Origin of the sequence: Demequina globuliformis, from assembly GCF_000975155.1 — a bacterium.
Taxonomy (GTDB): Bacteria; Actinomycetota; Actinomycetes; order Actinomycetales; family Demequinaceae; genus Demequina; species Demequina globuliformis.
Window position 1 is genome coordinate 699,769 of sequence record NZ_BBRG01000001.1, and the last position, 19,419, is coordinate 719,187.

Annotated in this window: 30 protein-coding genes; 1 reads left to right on the forward strand and 29 read right to left on the reverse strand. The window is 65.6% G+C overall.

Going from position 1 to position 19,419, the window contains the following annotated elements; genetic code table 11:
• The first annotated feature begins 44 nt into the window (after nt 1-44).
• On the forward strand, nt 45-1,019 hold the full coding sequence (coaA, locus tag AOP75_RS03170) for a type I pantothenate kinase (RefSeq protein WP_062076898.1): 975 nt from the start codon (nt 45-47) through the stop codon (nt 1,017-1,019).
• Nucleotides 1,020-1,111: 92 nt separating this feature from the next.
• Here coaA and AOP75_RS03175 read toward each other — a convergent pair whose 3' ends face one another.
• From AOP75_RS03175 to rplN, 29 genes are all read right to left on the reverse strand, one after another.
• Nucleotides 1,112-1,807: a copper homeostasis protein CutC gene (locus AOP75_RS03175; protein ID WP_161794525.1), complete on the reverse strand. Its 696-nt coding sequence runs from the start codon at nt 1,805-1,807 to the stop codon at nt 1,112-1,114.
• Between the two features lie 10 nt (nt 1,808-1,817).
• Entirely contained in the window at nt 1,818-2,696 is an 879-nt protein-coding gene (locus tag AOP75_RS03180) for a DedA family protein (RefSeq protein WP_062076900.1), read from the reverse strand.
• 112 nt (nt 2,697-2,808) lie between these two features.
• Complete coding sequence (gene glmM, locus AOP75_RS03185; RefSeq protein WP_062076901.1) at nt 2,809-4,173, reverse strand: phosphoglucosamine mutase; 1,365 nt, start codon at nt 4,171-4,173, stop codon at nt 2,809-2,811.
• A gap of 10 nt (nt 4,174-4,183) precedes the next feature.
• Nucleotides 4,184-4,663: a 30S ribosomal protein S9 gene (gene rpsI, locus AOP75_RS03190; RefSeq protein ID WP_174435791.1), complete on the reverse strand. Its 480-nt coding sequence runs from the start codon at nt 4,661-4,663 to the stop codon at nt 4,184-4,186.
• A 28-nt stretch (nt 4,664-4,691) separates the two neighbouring features.
• Nucleotides 4,692-5,135 (reverse strand): 50S ribosomal protein L13, encoded by a 444-nt coding sequence (gene rplM / locus AOP75_RS03195; protein ID WP_062076903.1) that lies wholly within the window; start codon nt 5,133-5,135, stop codon nt 4,692-4,694.
• A 187-nt stretch (nt 5,136-5,322) separates the two neighbouring features.
• Nucleotides 5,323-5,868: a hypothetical protein gene (locus AOP75_RS03200; protein ID WP_062076904.1), complete on the reverse strand. Its 546-nt coding sequence runs from the start codon at nt 5,866-5,868 to the stop codon at nt 5,323-5,325.
• Between the two features lie 113 nt (nt 5,869-5,981).
• Nucleotides 5,982-6,881: a tRNA pseudouridine(38-40) synthase TruA gene (gene truA / locus AOP75_RS03205; RefSeq protein WP_062076905.1), complete on the reverse strand. Its 900-nt coding sequence runs from the start codon at nt 6,879-6,881 to the stop codon at nt 5,982-5,984.
• Nucleotides 6,882-6,936: 55 nt separating this feature from the next.
• The gene (rplQ, locus tag AOP75_RS03210) at nt 6,937-7,491 is read right to left on the reverse strand and encodes a 50S ribosomal protein L17 (RefSeq protein WP_062076906.1); all 555 of its coding nucleotides are present in this window, start codon (nt 7,489-7,491) and stop codon (nt 6,937-6,939) included.
• A gap of 18 nt (nt 7,492-7,509) precedes the next feature.
• Entirely contained in the window at nt 7,510-8,502 is a 993-nt protein-coding gene (locus AOP75_RS03215) for a DNA-directed RNA polymerase subunit alpha (protein ID WP_062076907.1), read from the reverse strand.
• Between the two features lie 164 nt (nt 8,503-8,666).
• Nucleotides 8,667-9,056 (reverse strand): 30S ribosomal protein S11, encoded by a 390-nt coding sequence (gene rpsK, locus AOP75_RS03220; protein WP_061963598.1) that lies wholly within the window; start codon nt 9,054-9,056, stop codon nt 8,667-8,669.
• Between the two features lie 3 nt (nt 9,057-9,059).
• Complete coding sequence (rpsM, locus tag AOP75_RS03225) at nt 9,060-9,428, reverse strand: 30S ribosomal protein S13 (RefSeq protein WP_062076908.1); 369 nt, start codon at nt 9,426-9,428, stop codon at nt 9,060-9,062.
• A 128-nt stretch (nt 9,429-9,556) separates the two neighbouring features.
• On the reverse strand, nt 9,557-9,670 hold the full coding sequence (gene rpmJ / locus AOP75_RS03230) for a 50S ribosomal protein L36 (protein WP_061960951.1): 114 nt from the start codon (nt 9,668-9,670) through the stop codon (nt 9,557-9,559).
• Between the two features lie 63 nt (nt 9,671-9,733).
• Nucleotides 9,734-9,955, reverse strand: coding sequence for a translation initiation factor IF-1 (gene infA, locus AOP75_RS03235; RefSeq protein WP_061960952.1), 222 nt, complete (start codon nt 9,953-9,955; stop codon nt 9,734-9,736).
• Between the two features lie 170 nt (nt 9,956-10,125).
• Nucleotides 10,126-10,428: a hypothetical protein gene (locus AOP75_RS03240; RefSeq protein WP_062076909.1), complete on the reverse strand. Its 303-nt coding sequence runs from the start codon at nt 10,426-10,428 to the stop codon at nt 10,126-10,128.
• A 106-nt stretch (nt 10,429-10,534) separates the two neighbouring features.
• Entirely contained in the window at nt 10,535-11,236 is a 702-nt protein-coding gene (locus AOP75_RS03245; RefSeq protein ID WP_152649924.1) for a hypothetical protein, read from the reverse strand.
• A gap of 276 nt (nt 11,237-11,512) precedes the next feature.
• Nucleotides 11,513-12,193: a hypothetical protein gene (locus AOP75_RS03250; protein ID WP_062076911.1), complete on the reverse strand. Its 681-nt coding sequence runs from the start codon at nt 12,191-12,193 to the stop codon at nt 11,513-11,515.
• 136 nt (nt 12,194-12,329) lie between these two features.
• Complete coding sequence (gene map, locus AOP75_RS03255; RefSeq protein WP_062076912.1) at nt 12,330-13,139, reverse strand: type I methionyl aminopeptidase; 810 nt, start codon at nt 13,137-13,139, stop codon at nt 12,330-12,332.
• A gap of 18 nt (nt 13,140-13,157) precedes the next feature.
• The gene (locus tag AOP75_RS03260) at nt 13,158-13,724 is read right to left on the reverse strand and encodes an adenylate kinase (RefSeq protein ID WP_174435792.1); all 567 of its coding nucleotides are present in this window, start codon (nt 13,722-13,724) and stop codon (nt 13,158-13,160) included.
• The gene (secY, locus tag AOP75_RS03265; protein WP_062076913.1) at nt 13,724-15,022 is read right to left on the reverse strand and encodes a preprotein translocase subunit SecY; all 1,299 of its coding nucleotides are present in this window, start codon (nt 15,020-15,022) and stop codon (nt 13,724-13,726) included. Before secY ends, AOP75_RS03260 begins: the two co-directional genes overlap by 1 nt.
• A gap of 86 nt (nt 15,023-15,108) precedes the next feature.
• The gene (gene rplO / locus AOP75_RS12345; protein ID WP_083966659.1) at nt 15,109-15,780 is read right to left on the reverse strand and encodes a 50S ribosomal protein L15; all 672 of its coding nucleotides are present in this window, start codon (nt 15,778-15,780) and stop codon (nt 15,109-15,111) included.
• Nucleotides 15,780-15,962, reverse strand: a complete 183-nt coding sequence (gene rpmD, locus AOP75_RS03275; RefSeq protein WP_062076914.1) for a 50S ribosomal protein L30 — start codon at nt 15,960-15,962, stop codon at nt 15,780-15,782. The genes rplO and rpmD overlap by 1 nt, the downstream gene beginning before the upstream one ends.
• 2 nt (nt 15,963-15,964) lie before the next feature.
• The gene (rpsE, locus tag AOP75_RS03280) at nt 15,965-16,528 is read right to left on the reverse strand and encodes a 30S ribosomal protein S5 (protein WP_062076915.1); all 564 of its coding nucleotides are present in this window, start codon (nt 16,526-16,528) and stop codon (nt 15,965-15,967) included.
• Nucleotides 16,529-16,551: 23 nt separating this feature from the next.
• Nucleotides 16,552-16,923 carry a 50S ribosomal protein L18 gene (gene rplR, locus AOP75_RS03285; protein ID WP_062076916.1) on the reverse strand — a complete coding sequence of 124 codons (372 nt, stop codon included), beginning with the start codon at nt 16,921-16,923 and terminating at the stop codon, nt 16,552-16,554.
• A 3-nt stretch (nt 16,924-16,926) separates the two neighbouring features.
• On the reverse strand, nt 16,927-17,463 hold the full coding sequence (gene rplF, locus AOP75_RS03290; RefSeq protein ID WP_062076917.1) for a 50S ribosomal protein L6: 537 nt from the start codon (nt 17,461-17,463) through the stop codon (nt 16,927-16,929).
• A gap of 19 nt (nt 17,464-17,482) precedes the next feature.
• Nucleotides 17,483-17,881, reverse strand: coding sequence for a 30S ribosomal protein S8 (gene rpsH / locus AOP75_RS03295; RefSeq protein ID WP_062076918.1), 399 nt, complete (start codon nt 17,879-17,881; stop codon nt 17,483-17,485).
• A gap of 63 nt (nt 17,882-17,944) precedes the next feature.
• Nucleotides 17,945-18,130 (reverse strand): type Z 30S ribosomal protein S14, encoded by a 186-nt coding sequence (locus AOP75_RS03300; protein ID WP_061960963.1) that lies wholly within the window; start codon nt 18,128-18,130, stop codon nt 17,945-17,947.
• A 1-nt stretch (nt 18,131) separates the two neighbouring features.
• Nucleotides 18,132-18,692 (reverse strand): 50S ribosomal protein L5, encoded by a 561-nt coding sequence (gene rplE / locus AOP75_RS03305; RefSeq protein ID WP_062076919.1) that lies wholly within the window; start codon nt 18,690-18,692, stop codon nt 18,132-18,134.
• The gene (rplX, locus tag AOP75_RS03310; RefSeq protein WP_062076920.1) at nt 18,689-19,030 is read right to left on the reverse strand and encodes a 50S ribosomal protein L24; all 342 of its coding nucleotides are present in this window, start codon (nt 19,028-19,030) and stop codon (nt 18,689-18,691) included. The genes rplE and rplX overlap by 4 nt, the downstream gene beginning before the upstream one ends.
• Complete coding sequence (gene rplN / locus AOP75_RS03315; protein WP_062076921.1) at nt 19,030-19,404, reverse strand: 50S ribosomal protein L14; 375 nt, start codon at nt 19,402-19,404, stop codon at nt 19,030-19,032. Before rplN ends, rplX begins: the two co-directional genes overlap by 1 nt.
• Nucleotides 19,405-19,419 lie beyond the last annotated feature (15 nt).

The window sequence follows — 19,419 nt, forward strand, 5'->3', positions numbered from 1 at the left end:
TTTGGCGGAGGGGGCGAGGGTTCGGGGACGGCGAGAAAGCGCACATGCGCAAGAATGGGCGAGTGAATGAGCGAACCTCAGCGGAAGCCATCACCCCCTTCACGACCTTCACGCGTGACGAGTGGGCGGCCCTGGCAGACGCCACCCCCCTGCCGCTGACGCAGGAAGACATCACCCGTGTGCGCGGGCTCGGCGACCCCATCGACCTTCACGAGGTTGACCGCATCTACCGGCCGCTGTCCCGCCTGCTTGACCTGTACTCATCCGCGGTCGGGGGGTTGCACGATGCTACGAGCGCCTTCCTGGGAGAGCGCACCCGGCGCACCCCGTACGTGATCGGCATCGCCGGATCCGTCGCCGTCGGCAAGTCAACGACAGCGCGCGTCCTGCGAGAACTGATGGCCCGCTGGCCAGGCTCGCCCCGCGTCGAGCTCATCACCACCGATGGCTTCCTTCACCCCAACGCTGTGCTGCGCGAACGCGGCCTGTTGCAGCGCAAGGGTTTCCCGGAGTCGTACGACCGCCGGGCGCTGCGACAGTTCATTGCCGACGTGAAGTCAGGCGCCCCGGAGGTCCACGCCCCGGTCTACTCGCACATCACCTACGACATTGTCCCGGGCGAGGTCGCGAGCGTGCACGCCCCAGACATTCTCATTGTGGAGGGCCTCAACGTCCTCCAACCGGCGGGCCCACGCGACCTGGACGAGACTGCGCTCGCCGTCTCGGACTACTTCGATGTGTCGATCTACGTCGACGCCGAACCCACGGACGTGCGCCGCTGGTACATCGAGCGCTTCTTGTCGCTACGGTCAACGGCGTTCTCCCGCCCCGACTCCTACTTCATCAACTACGCGAATCTGTCGGATGAAGAGGCGGTCGAGCGAGCAGGGCAGATCTGGGACTCCATCAACGCCCCCAACCTCGCGCGCAACATCGCCCCCACGCGATCGCGCGCCACGATCATTCTGTCCAAGGGCACCAACCACGAGGTGGAGTCCGTCCACATGCGCAAGCTGTAGCGCGTGGCACGGGCGGGTTGAGGCGAGCGCTACCGCTCAGCGCCTCTGCGCAGCCCGCCGTCAGCGCAACCCGGCGTCAGCGCGACCCGCCGTCAGCGCAACCCGGCGTCAGCGAGCGCGGCCACAATCGCCGCCACTTCAGCGGCATCAGTGCCGGAGCCATCCGCCCGGGGCGCGCGCATGTGCACCTCGCGCAACCCGGCGCGTGTGACGATATCGACGACCGAATGCGCGCGCACTCCCCCAGAGCCAAGAATCGTCATGCGCTCCCCCGCTGCCGCGCCCATCGCCGCAAGTCCGGCGACGTCGGCCACTGAGCCGGCGGCACCGGTCGTGAGCACGCGATCGAAGCCTAGGGTTGCCAGGGTTCGGGTGGCGGCCAGGGGATCGCGTGTGGAGTCGATTCCTCGGTGAAAGGTCAGCGGCGCCTCACCCGCGGCGTCGCGGAAGGCACGAGCCGCGTCCTCATCGAGCTCCCCGTCGCGGCGCACGGCGCCCACCACGAATCCCAGCCGATGCTCGGGCCACTCGTGCCGCCAGGTTGCCATCCGTTCGCACAGGTCGCGCACCTGGTCTGGGGGCACCACGAACCCGTCGCCCGAGGACCGCATCAGGGCATGCACCCCCGCGCGCGGGGCTGCAGCCAGCGCATATTCGACCAGCGCCGACGGTGGCGTGAGTCCGCCCACCGCGAGGTCAACGCACACCTCGAGGCGGTCCGCGCCTCCCTCGAGCGCCGCGTCGATCGCCTCTTCGCTATCGACGCACAGTTCGATCAGCACGGTCACGGTGCGACCCTCATGCCCCGTCCCGGCGGTCAGACGGGTGGTCGGCGTCATCGGTGTCGTTGGCCGCGTCGCTGGCATCTAAGTCGTGGCCGTGCTCGACGTCGCCTTCGCCGTCCGTGCCCCCGCGGCGTTCCTCGCGGCGCGCTTCCCGGGCCTCGCGCCGGGCGGCTTTTTCGCGCTCAAGTTGCTCTGCCTTGGCGCGCTGCTCGGGGGTCTGAAGGCTCGCAATGTCGGAAGCGAGGTCTGGCAACTCAGGTTCCGTGATGCCGAGCTTGTTCAGAATCTTCTCGACCAAGACGCCTAGTGCGACACCACCGATGAGCCCAATGATGATCGACAGCAGAAGGTTGTCCTCGAAGAGCGCCCCGAAGAACCAGCCGATCAGGATCGAATACGTCGCCCACAGCACTGCACCAATGGCGTCCATGCCCATGAACCGGCGGTGCGGGTAGCGCAAGGCACCCGCGCCCACGTTCACGGCGAAGCGCCCCATGGGAACAAAGCGAGCAGCCACGATGAACGTCGCGCCGCGCTTCTCAAGCGCGTGTTCGGCCCAGTCGAGTGACCGCTTGCCACGTGGCGTGCGGAAGATGCGGAACTTGCGGACGTCGAGTTTGGCGCCAAGGAGGTAAGCGATCTGGTCGCCGGCCCAGGCACCCACCGCGGCGCAGATCCAGATGAGCCAGATCATCGGCTGCCCGTCGTGCACCCAGGCAGACGTGGTGGCGATGATGATTGACTCGCTGGGCACGACCGGGAAGAAGCCGTCAATGACCGTCAGGGCGAACACCCCGGGGTAGATCCAGAGGGAATCCATCAACGCGAGGATGTACTCCTCCGCCGTTGAGGAAAAGTGCAGAATCCAGTCTGCAAACGAGGGGTCGTTCACGCGGCTAGTCTTCCAGGGCTGACGCACGCGCGCGATAGGGGATCCCCCTGATAGGGCCGATGCCCGGGACGGGAACCGCTGTTACCTCGCCAAACGCACCACATGCCGGGCGTCACGAAAGGGCGAGCGACTCCCGTACCACTGCGGCTAGCGCATCTGCGTGGCGTTGTGCGTCTTCCGCTGTGGTGGCTTCGACCATGACACGGACCAACGGCTCGGTGCCGGAGGGGCGTAGGAGCACGCGGCCGCCGTTACCCAGCTCGCGCCGCGAGGCCGTCACGGCCTCTTGGACGCGGCGGTCGCTGTAGACGCGGGCACGGTCCACATCCTTGACGTTGGTGAGGACCTGGGGCAGCGACTCGATCGCTGCACACTGCTCTCGCAGTGGGCCGGCAGCGGCCACCCGCGCGCCCAGCAGCAGGCTGGTGAGTACGCCATCGCCAGTGGTCGCGAACTCCGACGCAATGATGTGTCCGGACTGTTCGCCACCTAGCGTGTAGCCGCCCTCGCGCATGGCTTCGAGCACATAGCGGTCTCCCACGGCGGCCTCGATCATCTGAATGCCAGAGCGCTCCATGGACCGCTGTAGTCCCAGGTTGCTCATCACGGTGGCCACGAGCGTGTCGTGATACAGCGTGCCGGCTTCCTTCATTGCGATAGCGAGGATGCCCATGATCTCGTCGCCGTTGACCACGGCGCCGGTGTGGTCGACTGCCAGGCAGCGGTCGGCGTCGCCGTCGTAGGCCACGCCCAGGTCAGCGCCGCGGGCGACAACCTCAGCCTGCAGAGACTGCATGTGGGTCGATCCCACGCCGTCGTTGATGTTGAAGCCGTTGGGCGAGGCGTGTGCCACGTGGACGGTCGCGCCTGCCGCTTCGAGGGCGCGCGGGCCGACCGTTGAGGCGGCACCATGCGCGGTGTCGACGACCATCGTGACGCCCGCGAGCGGCGCGTCCGTGCCAGCAAAGGTGCGCACGGCGTCCACGACATGGGTGACATAGTCCTGGGCTAGGTGGGAGGCGTCGCGGATCGAGCCGACGGACTCGCCAATGGGGCGTGCCCACTGCTCGCCGATCTTGGCCTCGATCGCGTCCTCGATCCCGTCGTCGAGCTTGTGCCCGCCGCTGGCGAAGAACTTGATGCCGTTGTCGGGCATGGGGTTGTGAGACGCGGAAATGACCACGCCGAGGTCCGCGCCTGTCGAGGCCGTGAGGAAGGCGACGCCGGGCGTGGGAAGCACGCCTACGTCCAGCACATCCACGCCTGCTGACGCGAGTCCCGCCGCGACCGCGTGGGACAGGAACTGACCGGAAATACGGGTGTCGCGGCCCAGGACCGCGCGGGGGCGGTGACCGGAAAAGTCACCGCGCTCCGCGAGGACCCGAGCTGCAGACACAGAGAGGCCCACGGCCAGCTCTGCCGTGATGTCACGGTTCGCTAGGCCGCGGACCCCGTCCGTGCCGAAAAGTCGCGCCATGCGCGGCAGATTAACGCTTCGAGTACTGAGGCGCGCGGCGGGCCTTCTTCAGACCAGCCTTCTTGCGCTCCACCACACGGGCGTCGCGGGTCAGGAAGCCCGCCTTCTTCAGTGCGGGACGGTTGGTCTCCGCGTCGATCTCGTTCAGCGCACGAGCAACACCCAGGCGCAGCGCGCCGGCCTGGCCCGAGGGGCCGCCGCCAACGATGCGAGCGTGGATGTCGAACTTGCCCTCGATGTCGAGGAGCGCGAACGGGTCGTTCACGAGCTGCTGGTGCACCTTGTTCGGGAAGTAGTCCTCAAGGGTGCGTCCGTTGATCTTCCACTGGCCGGAGCCGGGAACCAGGCGCACGCGTGCGATGGCCTCCTTGCGGCGGCCGAGGCCGGCGCCGGGGGCGATGGCCGAAGTACCCTTGCCACGCTCGGGCGCGGACTCGGAGGTGTACTCGGTGGGGGTGTCGTTCTCGACGGTGTCAGTCACGTCTGCCACTTCAATCAGTCCTTATGTCCTGCCGGCGCTACTGCGCGACCTGGGTGATCTCGAACGCCTGCGGCTGCTGCGCGGCGTGGGGGTGCTCGGGGCCAGCGTAGACCTTGAGCTTAGAAATCTGAGCGGCGCCCAGCTTGGTCTTGGGCAGCATGCCCTTGACGGCGTTCTCGATGACGCGCTGCGGGTTCTTCTCGAGCAGTTCGCCGATCGGCACTGCGGAGAGGCCGCCCGGGTAACCGGAGTGGCGGTAGACCATCTTGTCGGTCGCCTTGGTGCCGGACAGCGACACCTTTTCCGCGTTGATCACGATGACGAAATCGCCGCCGTCGACGTGGGGAGCAAAGGTCGCCTTGTGCTTGCCGCGGAGCAGCGTAGCAGCCTGGGAGGCCAGACGACCGAGCACCACGTCAGTTGCATCGATGACGTACCAGTTCTTGGTCACGTCACCCGGCTTGGGGGAATACGTACGCACTGTTAAGCCTTCTTCACTGGTCAGGTGGGTGGTGGCTGTCTCAGCCACCGGGTTGGTTCGGTCGGCGGATCCTTAAGGCTCAGGCGAGTGGGAGGCACCATTCCTCGTGGAACGCACAACAGCGAACGAGTCTACCGGCCCGGAGGCACAACGGTCAATTCACGGCTGTGGCCCAAGCCCGCGGAGCCTACATCCGCGCCGCGCGCTGCTCACCGTGCTGCGCCAGTGCCAGCATACCGGGCCAGATGAGGCCGACTCCTGTGAGGACTGTGCCGACGCCTGTGCCCACCAGCCACAGCGCCAGCACCCAGCCCCCTGCGCCCGCGACAGCCAGGGCGATCGTGAACAGAGCGAATTCGATGATCCCTGTGCCCACCAGGCCAACGACGTACACGATCGCAAGCCATCCAGGGGCGTTCGTCGTGGCATTGAGCCAGATGAGCACCGCTGCGATGAGGTAGCGAACCGCGGCGGTCACCCCCCACGCCCAGATCATCGCCGTGCTCACATCCGCTGGCACTGAAGCGCTCCACGCCCCCGCGAACCCGAGCGCCGCCACAGCCATCACGACGGACGCGAGCGCTAGCCACGTCAGCCACCGGCGCCAGTTCTCTCGCAGCCACCATGCCCGCCCGCCTGGGGCTGGTTGGGTGCCGTGCGAGCGCGATCCGACGGTGTGAGGGGCGGACGACGAGCCGCGCTCAGTCCGCCTCGTCGGGGTCTCGTCGTTCACGTGCGTATCTCCCCCCAGGGTCGCGCCGCGGACGCGCCGTCAGGACACCGCTCACCGGCCCCGAGAGCCACGCTAGAAGGTCACTTTCTCAGTCTCTTGGAGACTGTTCGTGATCAGGACGACTGCGGAGGCGGGGTGGTGCGGCGCGCCCGGGTGACCTCGGCACGGGCCGCCAGATCGGCATCGGCCGGGTACGTCACCTGCTCCAACGTCAGCCCGTGAGCGGGCGCAACCGCGATGGCCGATGACCGGCTCGCTGCGGTCGCGACCTGGGCCAGCCACTCGAGGTCACGACGTCCCATCCCCACCGGCAGCACTGCGCCCACGAGCGCGCGGACCATCGAGTGGCAGAACGCATCGGCCTTCACGGTCGCCACGACGAGCCCCTCGTCGGGCCCAGTGTCCACACGCGCCCAGCTGAACTCGGTGAGGTCCCGAATCGAGGTCGCGCCTTCGCGTGCCTTGCAAAACGGCGTGAAGTCTCGTAGCCCCGTCAGGGTGGCCGACGCGCGGTTCAGGGAATCGACGTCGAGGGCCTCGTCGTGCCACAGGACGTGACGGCGACTGAGGGGGTCACGCAGCTCGCGTCGGTCGCAAATCCGGTAGGCATAGCGGCGCTGGGTCGCGGAAAAACGTGCGTCGAATCCTGGCGGCGCCTCCACAGCTTCGTGGATGGTGACGTCTGGCGGCGAGACACCGTCCAGACGCGCGCGCAGCCCCTGTGCGGGAGTGCGATCGCTCCGGCCGGGAAGCAGCGTCCACGCGGCCGTGGGAATGTCGACGTGGGCCACCTGATGGCGTGCATGGACACCCGCGTCAGTGCGCCCCGCCACCGTTAGCCGCGGGGCCAACGACTCCCCCGTTGCGGGGTCGCGGATGACGCGCGCAAGGGCATCCTCCAACTCCCCCTGAACCGTGCGCAGCGCCGGCTGCGTGGCCCAACCCGCGAAGTCGGTCCCGTCGTAGGACAAAACAAGGCGGGCCCTCACGACCTCACCAGTGGTGTTGGTCATGAGAGCCCGCCTTGTGTCAGCTCACAGCGCGGGCAAGCCCGCGCATCGGCCCGTGTTACTTGTCTTCACCCTCGGCCGGAGCGTCAGCGTGCTCGGCGACGGCCTCTTCGGCCTTCACCTCGGGCTCGCTGGCCTCGGCGTCGATCGACGTGGCGTCCTCGACGGACTTCTCCTCGGCCTTGGCGGCCTTCTTGGGAGCAGCCTTCTTGGTTGCCTTCTCCGCCTCAGCCTTGACGGCCTTCTTTGCGGGGGCGCCGAACTCAACGAGCTCGATGACCGCCATGGGGGCGTTGTCGCCCTTGCGGGTACCGACCTTCGTGATGCGGGTGTAGCCACCGTCGCGCTCAGCGAAGCCGGGGCCAATCTCGGTGAACAGGGTGTGCACGACACCCTTGTCCGAGATGATGCCCAGCACCTTGCGGCGCGAGGCGAGGTCGCCACGCTTAGCGAAGGTGATGAGGCGCTCGGCGTAGGGACGCAGACGCTTGGCCTTGGTCGCGGTGGTCGTGATGCGGCCGTGCTCGAACAGGCTCTGCGCGAGGTTCGCCAGCATGTGACGCTCGTGCGCAGGACCACCGCCGAGGCGGGCACCCTTCGTGGGGGTAGGCATTGTGCTTAGTTCTCCTTGTTACTGGTCGCTGCCCGAGAAGTACACGCCGGCCGCGGAGCCGCCGTCGTACTCGGTGCCGCCGTCCTTGAGGCTGAAGCCAAGCTCAGCGAGCTTTTCCTTCACCTCGGTGATGGACTTCTGGCCAAAGTTTCGGATGTCCATGAGGTCTGCCTCGGAACGCGCGGTGAGTTCGCCCACAGTGTGGATGCCCTCACGCTTGAGGCAGTTGTACGAACGCTGGGTGAGGTTCAGCTCCTCGATGGGCTGGTTGTAGTCCTCTTCCAGAGTCTCCTCGGAATCCGAAGGACCGATCTCGATACCCTCGGCCGCCTCGTTCAGGCCCTTGGCGAGCGAGAACAGCTCGACCAGGGTCGAACCAGCAGAGGCCACGGCGTCGCGCGGCGAGATGGCGTTCTTGGTCTCGACGTCGATGATCAGCTCGTCGAAGTCGGTGCGCTGAGCCACACGGGTGGCTTCCACCTTGTAGGTGACCTTGAGCACCGGCGAGTAGATCGAGTCAACGGGGATCTGGCCGATCTCCGCGTCGTAGCTCTTGTTCATCGCCGCAGGCACGTAGCCACGGCCACGCTCGACGGTCAACTCGACCTCGAACTTAGCCTTCGAGTTGAGGGTGGCGACGTGGAGGTCAGGGTTGTGGATCTCGACGCCAGCCGGCGGAGCGATGTCCGCAGCAGTCACGGCGCCAGCACCCGACTTGCGCAGGTACATGACGACGGGCTCGTCGTGGTCGGAGGAGACAACCAGGTTCTTCAGGTTCAGCAGGATCTCGGTGACATCCTCCTTCACGCCCTCGATAGTCGTGAATTCGTGGAGGACTCCCTCGAAACGCACCGACGTCACTGCAGCGCCCGGGATGGACGACAGCAGGGTACGGCGGAGCGAGTTGCCGAGCGTGTAGCCGAAGCCAGGCTCGAGCGGCTTGAGAGAGAACTGCGAACGGTTGTCCGAAATGACCTTCTCGGTCAGCGTGGGACGCTGTGCGATCAGCACGGTTCATTTCCTTTCCGAGCACCCGCTATTTGATGCTCGCAAACCTGCCGGGTTCTGTCCGCCAGGGTGGGAGTTCTTCAGTTTGAAAGGATTCGGGTCGTAGCCGGCCCGAACGACGAGGCGTGGTGACTGCCACCTACTCAGGCGGCAGTCACCACCGTTCGCTAGTTGCGGCGGCGCTTGGGCGGACGGCAGCCGTTGTGGGCCTGAGGAGTCACGTCCTTGATGGAGGTGACCTCAAGGCCGGCAGCCGTGAGCGAGCGGATCGCGGTGTCGCGGCCCGAACCCGGGCCCTTGACGAACACGTCGACCTTGCTCATGCCAGCGTCCTGCGCACGGCGAGCAGCAGCCTCGGCTGCCATCTGGGCGGCGTACGGGGTCGACTTACGCGAACCCTTGAAGCCCACCTGACCAGACGACGACCACGACACCACGGCGCCCGAGGGGTCCGTGATCGAGATGATCGTGTTGTTGAAGGTCGACTTGATGTGCGCCTGACCGTGCGCGACGGTCTTCTTGATCTTCTTGCGCGGCTTACGAGTGGGTGCGGCCATGGCTTACTTCTTCTTTCCGGCGACGGTCTTCTTGGGGCCCTTGCGAGTGCGGGCGTTGGTCTTGGTGCGCTGACCACGGACCGGCATGCCACGACGGTGGCGCAGTCCCTGGTAGTTACCGATCTCCACCTTGCGGCGGATGTCGGCCTGCACCTCACGGCGAAGGTCACCCTCAACCTGGAAGTTGGCTTCGATGAAGTCGCGGATAGCGACCAGCTCGGCGTCACCGGCGTCCTTCACGCGCAGGTCTGCGCTGATGCCCGTGGCGGCCAGGATCTCCTGAGCGCGGGTGCGGCCGATGCCATAGATGTAAGTGAGCGCGATCTCCATGCGCTTGTCGCGCGGGAGGTCGACGCCTACGATGCGTGCCATTGTTCTGTTTCTACTCCTCAGTAGTCGGAGGTCTGACGCTCAGACTTCCCGCGGGATATGGTGCGGGCCTCGGCCTCCGAGCCGAGGGCTGCCTTGCGGCTGCCTGAACGCGGTCTTCTTGTGTGTGTCTAGCCCTGACGCTGCTTGTGGCGCAGGTTGTCGCAAATGACCATGACACGGCCATTGCGACGGATCACCTTGCACTTGTCGCAGATGGGCTTGACGCTGGGCTTAACCTTCATGATTCCTTCTTCGCTCTCGGCGTGCCTGGACGCGGCCCGTTCAGGGCGCGCCGGGGGCGACGATCACTTGTAGCGGTAGACGATGCGGCCGCGGGACAGGTCGTACGGGCTCAACTCGACCACGACCCGGTCCTCAGGGAGGATTCGGATGTAGTGCTGTCGCATCTTGCCCGAGATGTGCGCGAGGACGAGGTGCCCGTTGGTCAGTTCCACACGGAACGACGCATTGGGAAGCGCCTCGACCACAGTGCCTTCGACCTCGATGACTCCGTCTTTCTTGGCCATGAACTCCACTCACATTTGTTGACTGGTTTTCGGGCGCGGCAAAACGCCCGACTATCCACTATACGCGAGGTTGGCCTGTGTCTCAACCACAGGCACGCGAGTTCGTCCACTAGACACGCCGTAGGGCACTCCGTGCCCGCCGACGTCGCGTGTCAGCGGTGCCGGATCAGCTAGGACCGAAAACTCGTACGAAGGCGCTGTGTCGCGGCCTCCGCTACCGCAGCATTGCGGTGGTCAGCCAGTCGCCGGATGACCGACGACGGCGTGCGCGGGTTCTTCACGAGAGCGTGAAGAACATCCGCTGAAGGATCGTACGCCAACGCTGTCAAAGGCGCTACCGGGCAGTCAATGCTCGCCGCGGCGCTCGCGCGCACGAGCGGATCGCGGTCAGCGGCATGGCGCATCAGGTCATCCGCGACAACGGGCGCGCGCGCTGGCACAACGCCATCATTGACGGTCTGTGACTGGTCCACGACTCAAGCTCCACATCTGAGGGGTGCTTTGACTGTGCCCTCATGCTAGGGCTCGTATGCGTGGAAAGGAAGGACAAAAAGGGTGAAGTGACGAATCCTTCAGTTCTTAGGCCTCGATAGTCCCGCCAGGCAGGATGATCGCGCCGGTGGTTGGCAGGCCGCCAAGCCGCGGCGAGACCGTGGGCACCACCGGCGCGCGCCGGCCCGCAACCGGACGGGGCGCGAGCGTCGCTGGCGCGTGTTTGCGCTCCGGGCTCTGGTGCTGCGGTGTCGCAGGAGCGACCTCGTCTGAGTCCTGCGCGTGGAGGCGCGTCGCCACTGTGCTGCGCAGGAGCGGCGCGGCGACGGCAGCGACCTGGTCTCCCCCTTCGCGCTCCGTCTGCACCTTGCTGACCAGGTAGCGCACCTCTTCACGCCGGTGGCGGCTGAGCCCGTCCAAGATCGCACCGTCGGTCGCAGGGTTGCGCACCACAGCCTTGACGACGAAGGCATCGCGGTCTGCGGCGAGGAACTCCAGCACAGTGGTGCCCGCCCGCGGGTGGGAGGCAACAGCGCCACGCACCGTAGGCCGCGAGTCATGGGCGAGTGCAGCCAAGACGCCGAAGGGACAATCCGCTCGCCGGGCAATCGCCTCTCGCACAGCAGGGTCGCGATGGCTTGCCAGCTCGACCATGCGCTCACGCGTCAGGTCCGCGCCCTCGGCGATGTGCCGGTCAGGTGACTCCGTGCTCCCGCGCCGCTGCAGTGACAAGCCGGATCCGGCCATATACGCCCGGGACCATGAGCCGTCATCCGCTCCCCTTGGCATGCATACCTCCTCATCGGCACTGCCCCGACTGGGAGCGTTGCACCTGGTATTGAGGGGCTACGTTACGTGGGCAGAGTGACTGAAGGCTGTCCTTTACGTGCACGAAGAATGAACATGAGGCCAAACTTTGGCCCGGGAGCCGCGGCGGCATGGGCGGGTATCTGGGCCTGGGCTGGAGGGCCGATGCTGGGACGGACCTGGCGGTACACGCCCGGTGGTTAGGTCGTGCAGGTGAGCAGGTGAGCAGGTGGGTAGGTGGCGCAGCCGGGCGGGTGTCTAGTCGGTGATCCGGAATCCGCGAATGGGCGCGGTCCGGGTCGGGCGCGGCTGAGGTGCAGCGTCCGCCGCTGGCTGCACGGCGCGGCCGTCAGGGAATCGCACCACCGTGTGTTCGGCACCTGCGGCGAGTAGTTGCTCGGGTGTCCAGTCCTCACGTTCCGAGGCGCCTGCGTCGCCGCCAGCTGCTCCTGCGGACAGCTCGTCAGCGGGCACTGCGGCCGGCACGTGTTCGTCAGGAATGGGTCCGTGCAGGTGGACGGCGGTGGTACGCGGCGCCGCCGCGTGGGGCGCCGTTGTGTCGTTGAGACGCGCGGCGGCCGCCAGCCTCACCTGATCCTTGCGGTGAAAGGCCAGACGTTCGACCAACGCCAGCGGTGTCACAGGGTTCGCGAGAAGAGCCTCGAGCACAGGGACGTGACGGTCACCCGCGAGGTGCTCCAGGATGGTCGCCGAGACACGCGGGTTGCCTGCAAGGGCGGCACGGACATCGGTCGCACGATCATGCGCCATCGTCACCATCACTCCGAGCGGAAGGTCGTCGCGCGCGGCGATCGCTTCACGCACGACCACGTTCCTGCTCTGCGACAGCGCAGTCATCTCGGTCCGGTGCAGAACGGGCTGTTGCGCAACGGCAACCTCATCGCTGGCACCGGGCGCGTACTGGAAACCTCGAGCCATGATTGACCTCCCCAGGCCGGGCGCGCGGTTCGCGCCTTCCCTTGGGTCCGACGCTATCGACGCGCCGTGTCACCACCATGGCGTGGGTGTAAAGGTCCTGTTACTGCGCGTGCAATGCCTCACACCGTATGCGGGACTACAAGGGTGCTGGAGTGACTCCGAAGGGGGCCAAGCCCTGAGCGCCACCGTCGGACGCAGTGAGGACCCAGATGCCATCGTCATGCACAGCGATGGAGTGCTCCCAGTGCGCGCCCCGGGAACCATCAGCGGACACGATCGTCCAGTCATCGTCCAAGACCCGGCTGTCCTCGGTGCCCAACACGAGCATCGGCTCGATCGCCAGGCACATGCCTGGCTTCACTCGAGGATGCCGACCGCGGGTGCGGTAGTTCAGCACATCCGGGGGCTGGTGCATCTCAGTGCCGATCCCATGACCCACGTAACCAACGAGTGGATGGAGGCCCGCGGCATCGGCCACGTCCTCAATTGCTGCGCCAACTTCATCCAAGCGGGTCGCGGTCGCCAAGGCGGCAATGCCCGCCCACAGCGAGCGGCGCGTCTGCTCAACGAGTTCGACATCCCTCGCGGACTGCGGTTCGCCAATGATGAAGGTCACCGCGGAGTCGCCGTGCCACCCGTCGACGATCGCACCGCAATCAATGGAGACCACGTCCCCCTCAACGAGGACGCGTTCACCGGGGATGCCGTGCACGATTTCCTCGTTCACGGAGACACAGGCGGTCGCCGGGAAGCCGTGATAGCCCTTGAAGTTCGACGTCGCTCCTGCATCAGAGATGACGGAGGAGGTCGCCGCGTCAATGTCCGCGGTGGTGGCGCCAGCGACGGCGGCTGCACGACCGGCAGCGAGTGCGCGCTCAACGATGACGCCGGCGCGGGCCATGACCCGCATTTGCTCCCGGGTCTTGTACTCGATGCGCTGTGCCATCGCGGTAACGCCCGCGCGTCAGCGGGACTCGACGGATGAAACGATGCGCTCGGTGACCGCGTCGATGTCACCCAAACCGTCCACCTGCACCAGCAGGCCACGGCCCTCAAAGAATGCCGTCAGCGGAGCGGTCTGCGTCGCGTAGACAGACAAGCGCTTGCGGATCACGGGCTCGGTGTCGTCTGACCGTCCCTCGATCTCGGCTCGCTTCAGCAGGCGCTGCGTGACCTCATCGCTGTCCGCGGTGATCTCGATGGCGACATCGAGGTTCACGCCTAGGTCAGCAAGCATGCCGTCGAGTTCAACGGCCTGCTCGGGATTGCGCGGGTAGCCATCCAGCAAGAACCCGGGAGCGACATCTGCAGCCTGCAGACGGTCGCGCACCATCGCGTTCGTGATCTCGTCCGGGACCAGTGCTCCTGCAGACATGTACTCCTGAGCCTTGCGGCCCAAGTCAGTCTTGCCGGACACGTTTGCGCGGAAGATGTCGCCCGTCGAGATGGCGGGGATGCCGTAGCGCTCAGCGAGGCGAGCTGCCTGGGTACCCTTGCCGGCTCCGGGAGGACCGAGGAGGACAATACGCATTACTTCAAGAACCCTTCGTAGTGGCGCTGTTCCAGCTGCGACTGGATGCGCTTGACGGTGTCAAGACCCACACCCACGAGGATGAGGACCGACGCACCGCCGAATGGGATTGAGGTGCTCAGCCCGAGGGCCACGAACACCACGGTCGGCAGGAGCGCCACGATCGCCAGGTACAGCGATCCGGCGGCGGTGATGCGCGACAGGACATAGCCGAGGAAGTCGGCCGTGGGCTTGCCCGGGCGGATGCCGGGAACGAAGCCGCCGTACTTCTTCATGTTGTCCGCGACGTCCGTGGGGTTGAACGTAATCGCGGTGTAGAAGTACGCGAAGAAGATGATGAGCAAGGTGAACAGAGCGATGTTCAGCGGCGAGCCCGGGTCCGCGACGTGAGTCTGCATCCACAGGACCCACTCAGCGGGATCATTGCCGGAGAACTGCACAATGACGGTGGGCAGCATCAGCAACGAGGACGCAAAGATCACGGGGATGATTCCCGCCATGTTGATCTTCATCGGGATGTACGTCGATGAGCCACCGAGCATCCGGCGCCCGACCATGCGCTTGGCGTACTGGACCGGAATGCGGCGCTGCGACTGCTCGACGAACACCACGACCGCGATGATCGCAAGGACCAGCAGGAGCACGAGGATGGTGTTGCGCACGCCGTCCGAGGAGTTCCAGATGGTCGACGCTGCGCCGGGGAACGACGCGGCGATCGAGGTGAAGATCAGGAGCGACATTCCGTTACCGACACCGCGCTCGGTGATGCGCTCACCGAGCCACATGATGATCACGGTGCCCGTGGTCATCGTCAAGATCATGACCGCGATCATGTACCACGAATCGTTGGGCACAATCGGGTAAGCACAGCCCGGGAAGAACGCGTCGTTGCGGGCCAGCGTCACGTAGGACGCGGACTGCAGAGCTGCGAATCCCAAGGTGATGTAGCGCGTGTACTGCGTGAGCTTGGCCTGGCCTTCTGGGCCCTCCTTGTAGAGGGTCTCGAAGCGAGGAATCAGAACGCGCAGCAGCTGCACGATGATCGACGCCGTGATGTAGGGCATGATGCCCAGGGCGAAGATCGAAAGTTGGAGCAACGCTCCACCTGAGAAGAGGTTCAGGATCGCGAAGGCCGAGTTACTCGAGGCCGTCGCCGCACATAGCTGGACGTTTTCGTAGTCCACGCCCGGGGTGGGAATCGCGACGCCCATACGGTAGACGACGATGATGCCCAGCGTGAACAACAGCTTCCTGCGCAGATCCGGGGTCCGGAACGCGCTCACGAAGCCTTTCAGCATTGATCCTCCACAGGTTGGGCCCAACGTCGGGCCAATTGAGCGGGGCGGGCCACGCCTGCGCGCGGCCCGCCCCCGACTCTAGTCTGCTAGCCCTCGTTCACCGAACCGCCGGCGGCCTCGATCTTGGACTTCGCGGACTGCGAAACCTTGTCCGCGTCCACGATCTCCACCTTGACCGAGATCTCGCCGTCGCCCAGCACCTTGACGGGCTGGTTGCGACGCACGGCACCCTTGTCGACGAGGTCAGCCTTGGTGACCTTGCCGCCCTTGGGGAAGAGCTCGGCAATCTGAGAGACGTTCACGACCTGGTAGTAGACCTTGAACGGGCTCTTGAAGCCGGGCAGCTTGGGGATGCGCATGTGGATCGGCGTCTGGCCGCCCTCGAAGCGCTCGGGCACCTGGTAACGGGCACCCGTTCCCTTCGTACCGCGACCTGCGGTCTTACCCTTCGATGCCTCACCACGACCCACGCGGGTCTTCTTGGTGTGGGCACCCTCGGCGGGACGCAGGTGGTGCATCTTGAGCGTCGAGACCTTGGCCTCGGGCTCAGCTGCAGCAGCCTTCTTGGGAGCAGCCTTCTTGGCAGCGGGCTTGTCAGCCGCGTCCGCCTTCTTGGCCGCAGTCGCCTTGGAGGCCGTGGCCTTCTTGGCAGCGGGCTTCTTAGCCGCGGTCGACGAGGTGGCCTTCTTTGCAGCAGGCTTCTTCGCCGCGGGCTTCTCCGCGGTCTCGTCGGCGGGAGTCTTCTTCTCCTCAGCCATTACTCAACCTCCTCCACGGTGACCAGGTGGTCAACCGCCTTGACCATCCCGCGAATTTCGGGACGGTCTTCCTTCACGACGATGTCGCCGATCCGCTTCAGGCCGAGCGACCGCATGGTCTCGCGGTGCTGCGGCTTGACGCCGATGATCGACTTCTTCTGCTGGACCTTCAGTCGTGCCATGGTTACTTCACCCCCGCTGCCTGAGCGCGGAGCATCGCGGCAGGCGCCACGTCCTCCACGGCCTTGCCGCGGCGAGCCGCGACAGCCTCAGGCTGCTCGAGACCCTTGAGGGCCGCGACGGTGGCGTGCACGATGTTGATCGCGTTGGACGAACCGAGCGACTTCGACAGAACGTCGTGGATGCCAGCGCACTCGAGCACGGCGCGCACGGGACCACCCGCGATCACACCGGTACCGGGAGCGGCGGGACGCAGGAACACGACGCCGGCCGCGGCCTCACCCTGCACCACGTGCGGGATGGTGCCCTGGATGCGAGGCACACGGAAGAAGTTCCGCTTTGCCTCTTCGACACCCTTGGAGATTGCCGAGGGCACCTCCTTGGCCTTGCCGTAACCCACACCGACGTTGCCTTCACCGTCGCCCACGACCACGAGGGCGGTGAAGCTGAAGCGACGACCACCCTTCACGACCTTGGACACGCGGTTGATGGTGACCACGCGCTCGATGAACTTGTTGTCAGGCTCGTTGCCGCGGCCATTGCCGCGACGGTTGCTGTTGTCAGCCATACGAATTCCTTATCTGGACCCGGCTACAGAGCCAGGCCACCCTCTCGGGCGCCGTCTGCGACCGCGGCCACACGACCGTGGTACTTGTTGCCTCCGCGGTCGAAGACCACGGTGTCGATGCCGGCAGCCTTGGCGCGCTCAGCGACAAGCTCTCCGACCTTGGTGGCCTTCGCGGTCTTGTCGCCATCCAGCGCACGCACGTCTGCCTCGAGAGTCGAGGCGGAGGCGAGCGTCTTGCCGACGGTGTCGTCCACGATCTGCGCCACCATGTGACGGGACGAACGGGTCACGACCAGGCGCGGACGCGCAGTGGTGCCCGAGATCTTCTTGCGCAGGCGGAAGTGACGGCGCTTGCGCTGAACCGTCTTCCCCTTGCCCTTGATGCTGATAGCCATGGCTTACTTACCCGTCTTTCCTGCCTTGCGGCGAACGTGCTCGCCCGCGTAGCGCACACCCTTGCCCTTATAGGGCTCCGGGGGACGTACCTTGCGGATGTTGGCGGCGACTTCGCCGACCTGCTGCTTGTCGATGCCCGAGACCGAGAACTTGGTCGGACCCTCCACTGCGAAGGAGATGCCCTCCGGGGGAGCAATGACGACAGGGTGCGAGAAACCGAGCGCGAACTCGAGCTCCGAGCCCTTGAGCGCGACACGGTAACCGGTGCCGACGATCTCGAGCTTCTTCTCGTATCCGTTGGTCACACCCTCGACCATGTTGGCGATCAGGGTGCGGGTCAGGCCGTGCAGCGACTTGGACACGCGCTCGTCGTCGGGACGGTTGACCGCGATGCCCTCCTCACCCTGCTCGACCGTGATGGGGGCTGCGACCGTGTGGGTCAGGGTGCCCTTGGGGCCCTTGACCGTGACGAGCGCGCCGTCGATGGTGACGTCTACGCCGCCGGGAACCGGGACGGGGTACTTACCAATGCGTGACATGTGAGTGCTCCTTCCCGAATTACCAGACGAACGCGACGACTTCGCCGCCGACGCCCTTCTTCTCGGCCTCGCGGTCAGTCAGCAGACCGGAGGAGGTGGACAGGATTGCGACACCAAGACCGCCGAGAACCTTAGGCAGGTTCGTCGACTTTGCGTACACGCGCAGGCCCGGCTTGGACACGCGGCGCACGCCAGCGAGCGAACGCTCGCGGTTGGGGCCGTACTTCAGGGTCAGCGTGAGGGTCTTGCCCACCTCGGCATCGGTCGTTTCCGAGCCCGAGATGTAGCCCTCCTGCTCCAGGATCGAGGCAATGTTTGCCTTGAGCTTGGAGTGCGGCATTGCCACGGTCTCGTGGTACGCCGCATTCGCGTTGCGCAGACGGGTCAGCATGTCTGCGATGGGGTCAGTCATCGTCATGAGTGTTGAACTCTTCCTCGCCATGGTTTCCACTCACATGAGTGGACCTGTGGCGTAGTGGTTTTACCAGCTGCTCTTGGTGATGCCGGGAAGCTCACCTGCGTGGGCCATCTCACGGAAGCACACGCGGCAGAGGCCGAACTTGCGGTACACGGAGTGCGGACGACCGCACCGCTGGCACCGGGTGTAGGCGCGAACGGCGAACTTCTGCTTGCCGGCGGCCTTGTTCTTCAGGGCAGTCTTCGCCATGTCACTTCTCCTTGAACGGGAAGCCCAGCTGCTTCAGCAGCGAGCGGCCCTCGGCGTCGGTCGTGGCGGTGGTCACCACGGTGATGTCCATGCCACGGACGCGGTCGATCTTGTCCTGATCGATCTCGTGGAACATCGACTGCTCCGTGAGTCCGAACGTGTAGTTGCCGTTGCCGTCGAACTGCTTGGGGCTGAGTCCACGGAAGTCGCGGATACGCGGCAGTGCGATGGACAGCAGACGGTCCAGGAACTCCCACATGCGGTCGCCACGCAGGGTGACGTGCGCGCCAATGGGCTGGCCCTCACGGAGCTTGAACTGCGCAATGGACTTGCGAGCCTTGGTGACCTGCGGCTTCTGGCCGGTGATCGCCGTGAGGTCCGCAATCGCGCCCTCAATCAGCTTCGAGTCCTTCGCAGCATCGCCCACACCCATGTTGACCACGATCTTGGTGAGGCCAGCAACCTGGTTCACGTTCTCGTGGCCAAACTCCTCCTGGAGCTTGGCGATGATCTCCGAGCGGTACTTCTCCTTCAGCCGCGGCTGAGTCGTAGCGGTGCTCATTCGACGTCCTTACCCGAGCGCTTGGCGACGCGCACACGCTTGGTGCGGGTACGACCGTCCTGCTCGACCTCCTCCGTGCGGTAGCCCACACGGGTGCCCTTCTTGGTCTCCGGGTCCACGAGCATCACGTTCGAGATGTGCATCGAGGCCTCAACCTCAACGATGCCGCCCGACTGGTTGTCACGACGGGTGCCCGGCTTGATGTGCTTGGTGACGCGGTGCACGCCCTCGACCAGGACGCGCTCGCGCTCCTTGTCGATCTCGAGCACGCGGCCCTGCTGGCCGCGGTCGCGTCCGGCGATGACGACCACGAGGTCGCCCTTCTTAATCTTCGCCATCAGATGACCTCCGGTGCCAGCGAAATGATCTTCATGAACTTGCGGTCACGCAGCTCACGGCCCACGGGGCCGAAGATGCGGGTGCCTCGGGGCTCGCCCGACTCCGCGTTCTTGAGGATCACCGCAGCGTTCTCATCGAACTTGATGTAGGAACCGTCGGGACGACGGCGCTCCTTGGTGGTGCGGACGATGACGGCCTTCACCACATCGCCCTTCTTGACGTTTCCGCCAGGGATTGCGTCCTTGACGGTGGCGACAATCGTGTCACCAATGCCGGCGTAGCGACGCTTCGAACCACCGAGCACACGAATGACAAGGATCTCCTTGGCACCCGTGTTGTCGGCGACTCGCAGTCGCGACTCCTGCTGAATCATGTCTGTCTCCTGTCG

Bases quoted from the DNA above. Each gene is read 5' to 3' on its own strand.
- rpmJ (WP_061960951.1), bottom strand. From the start codon at position 9,670: ATGAAGGTTAAGCCCAGCGTCAAGCCCATCTGCGACAAGTGCAAGGTG.
- truA (WP_062076905.1), bottom strand. From the start codon at position 6,881: ATGACCAACACCACTGGTGAGGTCGTGAGGGCCCGCCTTGTTTTGTCC.
- AOP75_RS03245 (WP_152649924.1), bottom strand. From the start codon at position 11,236: ATGCCAAGGGGAGCGGATGACGGCTCATGGTCCCGGGCGTATATGGCC.
- rplQ (WP_062076906.1), bottom strand. From the start codon at position 7,491: ATGCCTACCCCCACGAAGGGTGCCCGCCTCGGCGGTGGTCCTGCGCAC.
- rpsK (WP_061963598.1), bottom strand. From the start codon at position 9,056: ATGGCCGCACCCACTCGTAAGCCGCGCAAGAAGATCAAGAAGACCGTC.
- infA (WP_061960952.1), bottom strand. From the start codon at position 9,955: ATGGCCAAGAAAGACGGAGTCATCGAGGTCGAAGGCACTGTGGTCGAG.
- rplF (WP_062076917.1), bottom strand. From the start codon at position 17,463: ATGTCACGCATTGGTAAGTACCCCGTCCCGGTTCCCGGCGGCGTAGAC.
- rplX (WP_062076920.1), bottom strand. From the start codon at position 19,030: ATGGCGAAGATTAAGAAGGGCGACCTCGTGGTCGTCATCGCCGGACGC.
- rpsE (WP_062076915.1), bottom strand. From the start codon at position 16,528: ATGGCTGACAACAGCAACCGTCGCGGCAATGGCCGCGGCAACGAGCCT.
- rpsH (WP_062076918.1), bottom strand. From the start codon at position 17,881: ATGACGATGACTGACCCCATCGCAGACATGCTGACCCGTCTGCGCAAC.
- AOP75_RS03260 (WP_174435792.1), bottom strand. From the start codon at position 13,724: ATGCGTATTGTCCTCCTCGGTCCTCCCGGAGCCGGCAAGGGTACCCAG.
- glmM (WP_062076901.1), bottom strand. From the start codon at position 4,173: ATGGCGCGACTTTTCGGCACGGACGGGGTCCGCGGCCTAGCGAACCGT.
- rplO (WP_083966659.1), bottom strand. From the start codon at position 15,780: ATGGCTGAGGAGAAGAAGACTCCCGCCGACGAGACCGCGGAGAAGCCC.
- secY (WP_062076913.1), bottom strand. From the start codon at position 15,022: ATGCTGAAAGGCTTCGTGAGCGCGTTCCGGACCCCGGATCTGCGCAGG.
- map (WP_062076912.1), bottom strand. From the start codon at position 13,139: ATGGCACAGCGCATCGAGTACAAGACCCGGGAGCAAATGCGGGTCATG.
- AOP75_RS03300 (WP_061960963.1), bottom strand. From the start codon at position 18,130: ATGGCGAAGACTGCCCTGAAGAACAAGGCCGCCGGCAAGCAGAAGTTC.
- AOP75_RS03250 (WP_062076911.1), bottom strand. From the start codon at position 12,193: ATGGCTCGAGGTTTCCAGTACGCGCCCGGTGCCAGCGATGAGGTTGCC.
- coaA (WP_062076898.1), top strand. From the start codon at position 45: ATGCGCAAGAATGGGCGAGTGAATGAGCGAACCTCAGCGGAAGCCATC.
- rpsM (WP_062076908.1), bottom strand. From the start codon at position 9,428: ATGGCACGCATCGTAGGCGTCGACCTCCCGCGCGACAAGCGCATGGAG.
- rpmD (WP_062076914.1), bottom strand. From the start codon at position 15,962: ATGGCACGACTGAAGGTCCAGCAGAAGAAGTCGATCATCGGCGTCAAG.
- rplN (WP_062076921.1), bottom strand. From the start codon at position 19,404: ATGATTCAGCAGGAGTCGCGACTGCGAGTCGCCGACAACACGGGTGCC.
- rplR (WP_062076916.1), bottom strand. From the start codon at position 16,923: ATGGCTATCAGCATCAAGGGCAAGGGGAAGACGGTTCAGCGCAAGCGC.
- rplE (WP_062076919.1), bottom strand. From the start codon at position 18,692: ATGAGCACCGCTACGACTCAGCCGCGGCTGAAGGAGAAGTACCGCTCG.